Raw genomic sequence first — 12,791 nt, forward strand, 5'->3', positions numbered from 1 at the left:
GGGGGTTATTGACCCCCGCCGGCACCCGGGTCCCAGGCAGCGACGTCGAGGGCGGGATCTACCTCCCAGGGCGACGGGTGTCCTTCCAGGGGGCAGTATCGTACGAGAAAGGCGACGAATTCGATGCGTGTGACGGGGACCGCGCCCAGGCTCAGGACGTGGGGCGAGGACAACTGGCAGTCGATCAGGGGATAGCGCCAGGCGGCGAGGTGGCGTGCCAGATGGACCAGCGCCACCTTCGAGGCGTCGGATTCATGGCTGAACATCGATTCGCCGAAGAACACGCGGCCGATCGCCACCCCGTAGAGCCCGCCGATCAGCCGTTCCGCCTCATTCCACACCTCCACGGAGTGCGCGTGCCCGGCCTCGTGCAGTCGCTCGTAGGCGGTGAGCATCTCAGGCGTGATCCAGGTCCCGTCGGCATAGGGCCTCGGTCCGGCACAGGCGGCTATGGTTCGATCGAAAGCGCAGTCGAAGGTGACCCGCCAGGGTCGGTTCCTGAGCCGTTTTCTCAAGCTGCGCCGTATTCGCACCGCTCTGGGGAGCAGCACGGTGCGCGGGTCGGGGGACCACCACAGGATCGGTTGTCCCGTCTCGTACCAGGGAAAGATGCCGCTGCGATACGCCCGGAGCAATCGCCTTACCGAGAGGTCGCCCCCCGCGGCGAGCAGGCCGTCGGGGTGACGCAACGCCGTGTCCGCCGGCGGAAAGGCGCTCTCCGGGTCCCGAGGATCGAGCCAGGGGATACTCATCCCTATCCGACAGGGACCGTGGCCTGGCGATACGGCGAGCGCGCCATCAGTTCGCGGAACTCCTCCATCATCAGTTCCCGCTCCTGGTCGCAATAGCGTTTCAGCACGGCGCGAAAACGGGGATCGGCGACCCAGTGCCCCGACCAGGTCGCAGTAGGAAGGAAGCCTCGCGGGATCTTGTGCTCTCCCTGGGCGCCGGGCTCGAAGCGGCGCAGGCCGTGCCGGATGCAATACTCGATGCCCTGGTAATAACAGGCCTCGAAGTGGAGGCTGTGATACTGCTCCGTGCAGCCCCAGAAGCGACCATAAAGGGCATCGCCGCCGCGAAAGTTGATTGCGCAGGCGACCGGCTGGCGATCCGGGTCCAGTGCCAGAACGAGGACGACGCGATCGCCCATCGTGCGGCCGATGCGCATGAAGAACGCCTCGGTCAGCGAGGCGTATCCATGCTTGCGATCATAGATCGATGCGTAGAAGCGATAGACCATCGACCATTCCCGCGAGTCGAGTTCGCTGCCGTGGCGGACCTGCAAGGCGAGTCCCTGCTCGTTGACGAACCGGCGTTCCCGCCGGATGGTCTTGCGCCTGCGGGACGTCAGCGACGCCAGGAAATCATCGAAATCGGCATAGCCGGGGTTGTGCCAGTGGTACTGCAGCCCGGTGCGGCGCATGAGTCCGGTTTCGGCCAGGAGCTCCGATTCGTCGGGACGGACGAACAACCAGTGGACCCCCGAGTACCCCGATTCTGCTGCGTAATGTATGCCTTGGCGAATCAGTTCCCGACATACTCGGTCCGGGTTGGCGCCGGGGGCGACGAGCAGTCGGGACCCGGTCACGGGGGTATAGGGGACGCCCGCGACGAGCTTGGGGTAGTAGTCGAGACCATGGCGGCGATAGGCGTCCGCCCAGGCCCAGTCGAAAACGAATTCGCCCCAGGAGTTGTCCTTCAGGTACATGGGGGAGGCGCCGACCAGCCGCCCGTTCCCGTTCCTCAGGGTGAGATGGCGTGGGTACCAGCCGTGCCTCTCACCCACGCTGTCGGAGTCCTCCAGGGCCAGGAGGAACTCGTGGCTCAGAAAGGGGTCGCCCACTGCGTCGAGCACGTTCCATTCCAAAGCGGAGACGGTCGCGATGTCCTCGATAATCGAGGCCGTCAGACAGGCGGTGTCTGATTCCCGTGCCTCGCGTTCAGCGGCAGGCGAGCGGGTTCCTTGTTCGGATGTCCGGTCGTCCTGTCCGGCGGCGCTCACGCGGGTGGGTCCGTTGTTCGCATCGCGGGTGGAAGGAAATCAGGCGATGCGCGGCGTGTGGTGGTTCAGTTGATCGAGGAAACGCTCCGCATCCAGCGCCGCCATGCAACCGGTTCCGGCGGAGGTGATGGCCTGACGATAGACATGGTCCATGACGTCTCCGGCGGCAAAGACACCCGGGACGCTGGTCGAGGTGGCGTCTCCCTCGCAGCCGCTGTTGACCGTGATATAGCCACCTTTCATCTCGAGCTGCCCCTGGAAGATCCCGGTATTCGGAGTGTGCCCAATGGCGATGAAGACGCCGTTCAGTTCGATGTCCTTCGTTTCCCCCGTCTTGACGTGTTTGATGCGCATACCGGTCACGCCGGTTTGGTCACCGAGGACCTCGTCGAGCACATGGTCCCATTCGATGGTGACCTTGCCGTCGCGCTCCTTCGCAAACAGCTTGTCCTGAAGAATCTTTTCCGAGCGCAGTTCTTTGCGACGGTGTACCAGGGTGACATGGGAGGCGATATTGGAAAGGTAGAGCGCCTCCTCGACCGCGGTGTTGCCACCGCCGATCACCGCGACCTTCTGCTCGCGATAGAAGAAACCGTCGCAGGTGGCACAGGCAGAGACCCCCTTGCCCTTGAATGCCTCTTCGGATTCCAGCCCCAGGTATCGTGCGGATGCCCCGGTGGCGATGATCAGGGCGTCACAGGTGTAGACGCCGCTGTCGCCCTCGAGCCGGAAAGGGCGCTTCGCGAGGTCTGCGGTGTGGATCTGGTCGAAGACGATCTCGGTGTCGCAACGCTGCGCGTGCTTCAGCATACGTTCCATGAGCTGCGGACCCTGCAGGCCCTCCACGTCACCCGGCCAGTTGTCGACGTCAGTCGTGGTCATCAACTGGCCTCCCTGCTCCACGCCCGTGACGAGAACGGGACGGAGGTTGGCGCGGGCCGCGTAGATCGCTGCTGAGTATCCCGCCGGGCCCGACCCGATGATCAACACGCGGCTGTGCCTGGTTTCGCTCATGTATAATTCTCCGAGTTCGTGGCTTACTGTCATGAAAGACCGAGGGGTTCGAGTCAGGTCCCTCGGCGTAACAAGCCTGGTTGTGCACCCCGTGCGACTGTCTGGCGATGCATGTTACGAAAGGGGCGAGGTGTGGTAAAGAGGCCCCGGATTTCGCAGGCGATTTCTCGCAATGCCGCCAAGATCCCAGCACGCCGACCGGTGAGACCGGGGTCGCAAGGTACACCATGCCTTGTCGACAAGGCGGGGTCACATCCAGATCGGCAGAAAGTTTGTGCAAAGTAAACCTATAATAATCAGAATGTTGAATAAAATTATTAATACGTTAACTAAATCAACTCCACTGGACTCCCGAAAGCCGCTCAGGCCGGCCGGCGCCGGGAAATGCCCAGGGGAATCCGACGCCGGTCCGGACAGCGACTGATCATGGCGCAGGCCACACCGATAAAATCCCGCGGCGGCAAGGTGCACGTGAGCATGGCGGGACATCTGCGTGAGGGGGCCGCGGTGCTGTTCGCGGCGCTCGCCATCTATCTGCTGATGTCCCTGTTGAGCTTCGACCCCCGGGACCCTGGCTGGTCCCACACCGGAGACCCTCGTTCGGTGGCGAATCTCGGCGGGGTCGCCGGGGCCTGGTTCGCCGACGTATCTTTCTTCCTCCTGGGTTATCTCGCCTATCTCGCCCCGGTGATGGTCGCGCTGAGCGGCTGGCTGGTGGTGCGCCAGCAGAGCGACAGCGGTGGTGTCGACTTTCGCGCACTAGCCCTGCGCTGGGCGGGGTTCTTCGTCACCGTCGCCGCCGGTTGCGGTCTGGCGACCCTGCATTTCTCTACCGGCGGGCTTCCCATGGGTGCCGGGGGGCTGCTCGGAGAGCTGGTCGGCGAGGGCCTGGTGCCCGCCTTCAGTTTCGTCGGCACGACCCTGCTGCTGCTGGCTTTCTTCCTGGCGGGGGTGACCCTGTTCACGGGTCTCTCGTGGCTGCGACTGGCCGACCTTCTGGGCGGCCAGGTGATGAAACTCGCGGGCCTGTCCCTGGGCGCCATGCGCATCCTGAAGGATCGGCAGGCGGGTCGCCAGGCGCGCGTAGAACGCAAGGCCGCGGTCAAGGCCGACAAGTCGCGGGCTCGCAAACGAAAACCCCGGCGCGTCGAGCCGACGCTGAGCTCGGATGAGAAACCCGCGTCCCGCGAAAGGGTCGAGCAGCAGATTCCCCTGTTCGAAGCCCCTGGCGAGACCGAGTTGCCGCCCCTGTCGCTGCTGGACTCCCCGAGGGAATCCGGCGGCGGGTATTCGGATGCGGCGCTCGAGGCGATGTCGCGACAGGTGGAGTTGAAGCTGCTGGATTTCGGGATCGAGGTGGAGGTGGTGGAGGTGCACCCGGGTCCGGTGATCACGCGATTCGAGGTCCAGCCGGCGGCAGGGGTCAAGGCGAGCCGGATCACGAATCTGTCCAAGGATCTGGCGCGTTCGCTGTCGGTCACCAGCGTGCGCGTGGTCGAGGTGATCCCGGGCAAGTCCGTGGTGGGCCTCGAGATCCCCAACGAAAACCGGGAGATCGTCACGCTGCGCGAGATCCTCGACACCGCCAAGTACGGGGATTCGCGTTCGCCGCTCACCCTGGCGCTCGGCAAGGATATCGGTGGCCGCCCCGTGGTCGCGGACCTGGCGCGCATGCCGCACCTGCTGGTGGCGGGCACGACCGGATCCGGCAAGTCGGTCGCGATCAACGCCATGCTGCTCAGCCTGCTCTACAAATCGACCCCCGAGCAGATCCGCCTCATCCTCATCGACCCGAAGATGCTGGAGCTGAGCGTCTACGAAGGCGTGCCCCAGTTGCTCACGCCGGTGGTGACGGACATGAAGGAGGCGGCCAATGCGCTGCGCTGGTGCGTGGCGGAGATGGAGCGCCGTTACAAGCTGATGTCGGTGCTGGGGGTGCGAAACATCACGGGCTACAACAAGAAGGTCAACCAGGCCGCGGCCTCCGGACAGCCGATCCTCGATCCCCTGTACAACCCGGTCGGGGCGCTGGATCCGGAGGCACCGCCGCCGGAGCTCGGCACCCTGCCGCTGATCGTCATCGTCGTCGACGAGTTCGCCGACATGATGATGGTCGTGGGCAAGAAGGTCGAGGAGCTGATCGCGCGGCTGGCCCAGAAGGCGCGCGCGGCGGGCATCCACCTGGTGCTGGCCACGCAACGCCCCTCGGTGGACGTGATCACCGGTCTGATCAAGGCCAATATCCCGACGCGAATCGCATTTCAGGTCTCTTCCCGGGTCGATTCGCGGACGATCCTGGATCAGATGGGCGCCGAACAGTTGCTCGGGCACGGCGACATGCTTTACCTCCCGCCCGGGACCGCACTGCCCGAGCGGGTGCATGGCGCGTTCGTCGACGACCACGAGGTTCATCGGGTCGTCAGCTTCCTCAAGGGACTCGGCGAGCCCGACTACATCGACGAGGTCCTGCAGGAACCCGCGGTCGGGAATGGTGACGCCATCCCCGGTCTGGAGCCGGTTGAGGGCGAGGAAGGCGATCCCCTCTACGACCAGGCGGTCGTCATCGTCACGGAGACACGCAAGGCCTCGATCTCTTACGTGCAGCGGCGCCTGAAGGTGGGCTACAACCGGGCCGCCAGGATGATCGAGGACATGGAAATGGCGGGCGTGGTCAGCCCGGTACAGGCCAACGGCGGCCGCGAGGTCCTCGCGCCACCGCCGGTCGGCGACTGACAGGGATCTTATCTGGAACCGAGGCTCTGCCTCGGTGACTGGTTTTATCTATCTGGCATCGAGGCTTTGCCTCGATGCCGAATGCCCGCGGCTCCGCCGCGACCCTGATGAACGGAAAGGAATCAAGCATAGATGGCGCATAGTGTTCGCAATGGTTCGTGGCGTAGCACCGGCTTCAGTCCCTGGGTAGAGGAACACAGGCCATTGCCGATTCTGATTCTGCTCCTGGCGCTGCCGCTCGCGGTATGGGGCGATACCCGTCTTGACCGTTTCTTCAACGACGTGAAAACCTTGAAGGCGACATTCTCCCAGGAGGTCCGAGACGAATCCGGCAAGCTGCTGCAGAAGTCCTCGGGCGACGTCCTGCTGATGCGACCCGGGCGTTTCCGCTGGGAATATCGCGAACCCTTCCCACAGCTCATACTCGCCGACGGAGAGAAGCTCTGGCTCTACGACGAGGAACTCGAGCAGGTCACCGTCAAACCGCAGGGCGAGGCCCTGGGCGCGGCGCCGATTGCGCTGCTCGATCGCCGCGGCACCCTGGAGGAACAGTTCCGGATCACGAGCGCCGGCCGGCGGGACGGGTTGGAGTGGGTCGTCCTGGAGCCGAAGGTAAAGGACACGGAGTTCCTTCGCGTCGAGTTCGGGCTCGACGACGCCGGGATCCGCAGAATGAAACTGCTCGACCAGTTCGGTCAGACGACCACCATCGAATTCAACGATCTGCGGACCAATTCGCCGCTTTCCCCCTCGCTGTTCCGCTTCGAGGTCCCTGATGGCGTGGATGTCATCGGTGTCGCCGATTGAGCGGCCGGGACGCCAGGGGGCGGTGGACCGTGTCGAAGGCGTTTCTGGTGGTGGTCTCGTTCATGTCCCTGGCGGGCTCGGCCGGGATCGCGCTGGCCGCCGGAGCGAAAGGACGCGAGGCGCGCTGCCTGTTCGTCTCCTCGTATCATCGGGGCAACCACTGGTCCGACGGTATCGAGGACGGCCTCAGGCAAGCGTTGGGCAACCGCTGCGTGTTGCGGGTGTTTTACATGGATGCGAAACGCAACCGGGCGCCGGAGGCCAGCGCCCGGGCCGGTGAGCAGGCACGGGACCTGATCGAGCAGTGGAAGCCCGACGTCGTCATCGCGGCGGACGACAACGCCGCGCGATACCTGGTGATGCCATGGCTCCGAGGCCTCGACCTGCCGGTGGTGTTCTGCGGTATCAACTGGACCGTGGAGGAGTACGGTTTACCGTACACCAACGCGACGGGGATGGTGGAAGTCGCGCCGGTGGCTTCCCTGCTGGATCTGGTTCGCCAGCTTCTCCCCGCGGCGCAGAACGCGATGTACCTCGGGGCGGACACCCTGACCGAGGGTAAGAACCTCGAGCGTACCCGCGAAATCGCGCAGGAAAAGGGCATGCACCTCGAGGCCGCGCTGGTGTCCACGACGGCCCAATGGATTGAGGCGTACCGCAAGGCGCAGGAACTCGATTTCCTGATCGTCGGCAATCGGTCCGGGATCGACGACTGGGACCCGGAAACGGTCGGCGAGGCGCTGTTGCGCGATACCCGAAGCCTCAGCGTCACCAGCTACCGCGCGATGACGCCGTACTCGATGATCGGTTACACCAAGGTTCCCGAAGAACAGGGCGAGTGGGCCGGACAACTCGCGGTCAGGATTCTCGACGGGGGCGACCCCGCCGATTACCCGGTCGTGGCTAACCGGCGCTGGGACATCTGGATCAATCCCCGCTTGCTGGCCGCGGGGCACATCCACCTGCCGTTCCGGATCGTACACGGTGCCAAGTGGGTATCCGGAATTGGACGATAGGTTCCGCATGACCGTCTTCAAGCCGGGGGAGCGTCTGGCCCTCGGCGTTCTGATCGCCTTGGCGATCTTCGCCGCGCTGGCGTTTTCGCTGGCATTCGAGAGACACCAGCTCCTGGGGCGGTTCCATAGCGACACGCAACGGATCGCCGAGCGTTTCAGTAGCCAGCTCGAGAGCGAGGAGGCCCTGCTCACCGCGATGTCCGGCCTGGGGCACCTGCGGAGTCCGGAGGTGCCCCAGGATTTCTCTCTGTTCAGCGGGGACGTGATCGAGAAGTATCCGTTCGTTCGTACCGTACGCTACCTGCCGAAGATCCTCCGCTCCGAGCGCGACGGGTTCGAGGAAAACATGCGGAAGAACGGCTTTCCCCAGTTTCGCATTTCGACCCTTTCCGCGGATGGCACGCGGGTCCCTTCAGGTGAACAACCGGTCTATTACCCCGTTGTGATCATCGAACCCCTGACCCCTGTTACGGCGCGTTTTCTGGGATTGGACATCTCGACCGAGGACGGGATGTGCGGCGCCATCGCGCTGGCGATTCACACCGGCGAAGTGGTGACTGCCAAGGCTCTGGCGCCCCGGACCGATGCGCAGCGGTACACCCTTCTGAAGTCCGTGTACAAGGGCAGGCTGCCTCCCGGCGCTGCCGACCGCGACATGCATGCCGCCGGTCTCGTGATCATGGAGATCGACATGACGTACCTCGGCAAGCTCATCGAGACAGACTTTCCCCGGATCGGGATGCGCCTGGAGCTGGATCTCTCGGGCAGTGGCGATCCGGTCACGGTACTCGATCATGCTGGAAACGGGCGCAGCCATCGCGCGATTCTGCCCGTGATGGAACAGACCTACGCGTTCCCGACGTACAACGGCGTATTCAGGGTGTCGTTCACCGAGACGCCCGCTGTGCGCGATTTCAATCTCGTCATCCTGCTGATGCCGCTCCTTTCCACGGCGCTGCTGGTGGGTGTGGCGGTGTTCGCCCTGCGCGAGCGCCGGATCGTGCAGATCCAGGAACGGCGGGCACGTGAAGCCGTGTTCGCCGAGAAGGAGCGTGCGGAGGTCACCCTGCATTCCATCGGTGACGCCGTGGTCCGGACCAACATGGACGGCAACATCGAATACCTGAATCCGACGGCGGAGAAACTCACCGGGTATACCCGGGCCGAGGCCGTCGGGCACCCCGTTGCCTCGGTGATCAATGTCGGTAACAAGCAGAGCGGATTCGCGTCCGGGGTTTTTCTGGCGAGCGATGCGATGGAGAGCATAGAGGCCGACGACGATGGTCAGAAGTTCGTGCGGCGCGACGGCACGGTCGTCTCGATCGACGAGTCGGTCGCACCGGTGCAGGATGCAAGCGGCGAGATCATCGGCATGGTGTTTGTGCTGCGGGATGTCGGCGTCGAGCGACAACTCACCGAGAAGCTTCGCTATCAGGCGAGTCACGATGCGCTCACCGGATTGATCAACCGGCAGGAGTTCGAGCGGCTGTTGGCAATGGCGCTGGAGGATGCGCGCCGCATCAACACCGCCCATGCGCTATTGGTGATGGACCTGGACCAGTTCAAGGTGGTCAACGATACCAGCGGCCACATCGCCGGAGACCAGTTGTTGAAACAGCTCTCGAGCCTCCTGGAACAGACCGTACGAAGTTCCGACACCGTGGCGCGTCTGGGGGGGGACGAGTTCGGCGTATTGCTGCGGGACTGCTCGATCGAGACTGCGAGGCGAATCGCCGACAAGCTGCGCCAGGCGGTGGGGTCCTTCCGGTTCTCGTGGAAGGACAAGATCTACGACGTCAGCGTGAGTATCGGCGTGGTCGCCATGGACGCAACGACCGCCAACCTGACCGAGCTGTTCAGCGCCGCGGATTCGGCGTGTTACATCGCCAAGGACATGGGCCGCAACGCGGTCCACGTATCGAGCCCGGACGATGCTGCCATCAGCCACCGACACAAGGAGATGCAGTGGGTCCAGCGGCTCAAGACGGCGCTGCGCGAGGACCGCCTGCGGCTCTTCTGCCAGCAGATAAAAAACCTGGATTCCGGCTGCCATCCCGGCGGGATCGTCGAGTTTCTCCTCAGGATGGAGACGACCGAGGGGGAGATTGTCCCGCCGATGTCATTCCTGCCGGCGGCAGAACGCTACAACATGATTGTCGAGATCGATCGCTGGGTGGTCTCACGCGTCATCGCGACGGTCGCCGAGATGGCGGCGTCCGGGGAGGGCGAGGCCGGCGTCGGGATGCTTTACGCCATGAATCTCTCGGGCCAGTTTTTGGGAGACCCCGCCAGCAAGTCCTTTATCGTTGCCGAGATCGAGCGCAGCGGCATCGACGGCTCGAGGCTCTGCTTCGAGGTGACCGAGTCCTCCGCGATCTCCAATCTCGCCGAGGCGCTCGAACTCATGCGCACCCTCAAGGAGCGGGGATGCCGGTTCGCCCTCGACGACTTCGGTTCCGGCATCAGTTCGTTCGGCTACCTGAAGCAGCTTCCGGTGGATTTCCTGAAGATCGACGGTGAGTTCGTTCGCGACATGCGGCTGGATCCCATCGACCGGTCGATGGTGGAGGCGATCAACAAGGTGGGACATTCCCTCAAGATCTGCACGATCGCCGAGTTCGTCGAGGACGCCGAGACCCTAGAAATGCTGGGCGCGATGGGGATCGATTTCGCTCAAGGGTACTTTATCGACCGCCCGGGGCCGGTCTCGGACTGCGTGCCGGTTGGTGGCGTGGGCTCGTCGGCGTGACCGGGGGGACGGGCGCGGGGGCAATAAGGGATGATCCCGGCAGGCCGCTTGCCGACCGCATGCGGCCCCGCAGCCTGGATTCGTTCGTCGGACAGCGTCATTTGCTCGGTGAGGAGCGCTCGCTGCGACGCGCGATTGACGCCTGCCGGCTGCACTCGATGGTATTCTGGGGTCCGCCGGGAAGTGGCAAGACAACGCTGGCGCGCATCATCGCCGTGCAGTGCCATGCGCGATTCGCGACCCTGTCGGCGGTGACCTCGGGGGTGCGCGACATCCGCGGCGCCGTGTCGGACGCGCGCGAGGCGCTGCAGGGTCGCGGCGAGCGCACCGTGCTGTTCGTGGACGAGGCGCACCGGTTCAACAAGGCGCAACAGGACGCGTTCCTTCCCCACATCGAGGACGGCACGGTGATCTTCATGGGGGCGACCACCGAGAACCCGTCATTCGAACTCAACAACGCCCTGTTGTCCCGTGTGCGCGTCTACATCCTGAAACCGCTGGACCCTTCGGATATCCGCGTGGTGATCGATCGGGCGCTCTCGGATCCGAACCAGGGTCTGGGTGCGCAGGGCCTGGAGATGGCCCCGACGCTGCGCGACCGGATCTCGCAGGCCGCCGATGGAGACGCGCGGCGGGCCTGCAACCTGCTGGAGATCGCCTCGGACCTGGCCACCGAGTCCGGCGACGGCCGCAGGGTGATCGGAGCGGAGGTCATCGCCGAAGTGGCGCGCCATGACGTCAGCCGCTTCGACAAGGGCGGCGACATCTTCTACGAACAGATCTCGGCACTGCACAAGTCCGTGCGCGGATCGGATCCCGACGCCGCCTTGTACTGGGTCTGCCGGATGCTGGACGGCGGCTGCGACCCGGCCTATATCGCAAGACGGGTCACGCGCATCGCGTCCGAGGACATTGGCAACGCGGATCCCCGCGCCCTGCGCCTGGCGCTGGACGCCTGGGAGACCTGGGAGCGGCTGGGCACGCCGGAAGGGGAACTGGCGATCGCCCAGGCGGTGATCTATCTGGCGTGCGCGGCCAAGAGCAACGCGGTCTACCGGGCCTTCGGCTCGGCGATGGAAGACGCGCGTGGCTCGGGCAGCCTGGCGGTACCCATGCACCTTCGCAATGCCCCGACACGCCTGATGCGAGAAATGGACTACGGCAAGGGGTATCGCTACGCGCACGACGAACGCGACGCGCTGGCAGCGGGGGAACACTATCTCCCCGAGGAACTGGGGGACAGGCGCTATTACGAACCCGTGCCGCGCGGGCTGGAAAAGCAGATCCAGGAAAAGCTCGCCTGGATCCGGGAGCGCAACCGCGCTGCGCCGGCCGGGTAGGGCGGGCGCGCAGAGCGCGGTCCACCAACGGGCGCTATGATCCGAATCCTGAAGGCATCACCACGGAGGTGACATGAGCGATTCTCTCGACCCCATTGTGCTGAATTTTCTGTATGCGGTGATGGGCGGTGCCCTGACGCTGGGATTCATGTGGGCGGGATGCAAGCTGTTCAGTCACGTCGTGTCCTTCCAGATCGGCGATCAGCTCGCCAAGGGCAACGTGGCTGTCGGGCTGATGGTCATGGGGATCTTCATCGGCATCGGCACCGCGCTCGGACTGGTGATCGGACTGGGGCTGAACTGACGTGAAGCGGCTCCTGCCGCTGCTGTTCGGGGTCCTCTGCCTGGGTGCGTCCGCCTCGGTGAAGGACGTCTCGGTGAAGGACGTCTCGGTCGACTCGCCACGCTGGACGACGCAGTACGACCCGTTCTTCCGCAAATACGCCAAGCGTTACTTCGGTCCGCATTTCGACTGGCGCTGGTTCAAGGCCCAGGGGATCGTCGAGTCACGCCTGCGTCCCGAGGTGCGCAGCGCGGCCGGCGCGGTCGGCATCATGCAGATCCTGCCCAGCACCTTCGAGGAGATCAAGGCGATCAACCCGGCGTTCAAGGAGGTCAGCGATCCAAAGTGGAACATCGCGGCCGGGATCTTCTACGACAGGTCCCTGTACCGGAAATGGAAAGATCCCATGCCGGAGAGGGACCGACTGTTCCTGGCACTGGCGGGTTATAACGCCGGATACGGCGGCGTATTGAAGGCCTACAAACGCACGCGCAAGGAGAAACCCGACTGGGAAGACATCCAGTCCAGGCTGCCCCGGGAGACCCGCAACTACGTCGGCCACATCAACAAGCTGATGCACGGCAAAGAACGCCGGCTGCGCGGTCTGGAGAAATACCTCGCCAGGGAGCAATGAGCCTGTACCGGGGGCGCGCCCCGTGCCAAACTGTTAAAACATACAGGTAGGGTGGACAAGCGATAGCGCAGACCACCAGCTATTTCCCGAATCCGTTTTCCAGTAGCGGTGCATAGATCCAGCCCGTCTGTCTTCGGCCGGCCAGTCCGATCCTGACCCACTTTCCCGACCGGTCGAGTTCGACCAGCGGTGTGCCGCGCGTCAACGTAGCGA

At 64.3% G+C, this 12,791-nt stretch carries 10 protein-coding genes; 7 read left to right on the forward strand and 3 right to left on the reverse strand.

Annotated features, from left to right (window positions below):
• Nucleotides 1-5: 5 nt before the first annotated feature.
• The 3 genes from aat to trxB are packed head-to-tail and all read right to left on the reverse strand — an operon-like array spanning nt 6 to nt 3,016.
• Complete coding sequence (gene aat / locus LJE91_03915) at nt 6-752, reverse strand: leucyl/phenylalanyl-tRNA--protein transferase (GenBank protein ID MCG6867886.1); 747 nt, start codon at nt 750-752, stop codon at nt 6-8.
• A gap of 2 nt (nt 753-754) precedes the next feature.
• Nucleotides 755-2,002 carry a GNAT family N-acetyltransferase gene (locus LJE91_03920; protein MCG6867887.1) on the reverse strand — a complete coding sequence of 416 codons (1,248 nt, stop codon included), beginning with the start codon at nt 2,000-2,002 and terminating at the stop codon, nt 755-757.
• 39 nt (nt 2,003-2,041) lie between these two features.
• A complete protein-coding gene (gene trxB, locus LJE91_03925; protein ID MCG6867888.1) occupies nt 2,042-3,016 on the reverse strand; it encodes a thioredoxin-disulfide reductase in 975 nt (324 codons plus the stop codon).
• Between the two features lie 477 nt (nt 3,017-3,493).
• Here trxB and LJE91_03930 point away from each other — a divergent pair, with 477 nt between their 5' ends.
• The 7 genes from LJE91_03930 (at nt 3,494) to LJE91_03960 (ending at nt 12,578) form a co-directional block, all read left to right on the forward strand.
• Nucleotides 3,494-5,749: a DNA translocase FtsK 4TM domain-containing protein gene (locus LJE91_03930; GenBank protein MCG6867889.1), complete on the forward strand. Its 2,256-nt coding sequence runs from the start codon at nt 3,494-3,496 to the stop codon at nt 5,747-5,749.
• Nucleotides 5,750-5,881: 132 nt separating this feature from the next.
• Nucleotides 5,882-6,556 carry an outer membrane lipoprotein chaperone LolA gene (gene lolA, locus LJE91_03935; protein MCG6867890.1) on the forward strand — a complete coding sequence of 225 codons (675 nt, stop codon included), beginning with the start codon at nt 5,882-5,884 and terminating at the stop codon, nt 6,554-6,556.
• A gap of 29 nt (nt 6,557-6,585) precedes the next feature.
• Nucleotides 6,586-7,572: a hypothetical protein gene (locus LJE91_03940; GenBank protein MCG6867891.1), complete on the forward strand. Its 987-nt coding sequence runs from the start codon at nt 6,586-6,588 to the stop codon at nt 7,570-7,572.
• A 7-nt stretch (nt 7,573-7,579) separates the two neighbouring features.
• Complete coding sequence (locus tag LJE91_03945; protein MCG6867892.1) at nt 7,580-10,321, forward strand: EAL domain-containing protein; 2,742 nt, start codon at nt 7,580-7,582, stop codon at nt 10,319-10,321.
• Between the two features lie 59 nt (nt 10,322-10,380).
• Nucleotides 10,381-11,661: a replication-associated recombination protein A gene (locus LJE91_03950; protein MCG6867893.1), complete on the forward strand. Its 1,281-nt coding sequence runs from the start codon at nt 10,381-10,383 to the stop codon at nt 11,659-11,661.
• A gap of 73 nt (nt 11,662-11,734) precedes the next feature.
• Nucleotides 11,735-11,965: a DUF350 domain-containing protein gene (locus LJE91_03955; protein ID MCG6867894.1), complete on the forward strand. Its 231-nt coding sequence runs from the start codon at nt 11,735-11,737 to the stop codon at nt 11,963-11,965.
• Nucleotide 11,966: 1 nt separating this feature from the next.
• Nucleotides 11,967-12,578: a transglycosylase SLT domain-containing protein gene (locus LJE91_03960; GenBank protein MCG6867895.1), complete on the forward strand. Its 612-nt coding sequence runs from the start codon at nt 11,967-11,969 to the stop codon at nt 12,576-12,578.
• Nucleotides 12,579-12,791: the final 213 nt, after the last annotated feature.

This window comes from Gammaproteobacteria bacterium (assembly GCA_022340215.1).
GTDB lineage: Bacteria > Pseudomonadota > Gammaproteobacteria > JAJDOJ01 > JAJDOJ01 > JAJDOJ01.

Excerpts from the sequence above, each read along its gene's own strand:
- aat (MCG6867886.1), bottom strand. The coding sequence starts at position 752 with ATGAGTATCCCCTGGCTCGATCCTCGGGACCCGGAGAGCGCCTTTCCG.
- trxB (MCG6867888.1), bottom strand. The coding sequence starts at position 3,016 with ATGAGCGAAACCAGGCACAGCCGCGTGTTGATCATCGGGTCGGGCCCG.
- LJE91_03930 (MCG6867889.1), top strand. The coding sequence starts at position 3,494 with ATGGCGGGACATCTGCGTGAGGGGGCCGCGGTGCTGTTCGCGGCGCTC.
- lolA (MCG6867890.1), top strand. The coding sequence starts at position 5,882 with ATGGCGCATAGTGTTCGCAATGGTTCGTGGCGTAGCACCGGCTTCAGT.
- LJE91_03945 (MCG6867892.1), top strand. The coding sequence starts at position 7,580 with ATGACCGTCTTCAAGCCGGGGGAGCGTCTGGCCCTCGGCGTTCTGATC.
- LJE91_03950 (MCG6867893.1), top strand. The coding sequence starts at position 10,381 with ATGCGGCCCCGCAGCCTGGATTCGTTCGTCGGACAGCGTCATTTGCTC.
- LJE91_03955 (MCG6867894.1), top strand. The coding sequence starts at position 11,735 with ATGAGCGATTCTCTCGACCCCATTGTGCTGAATTTTCTGTATGCGGTG.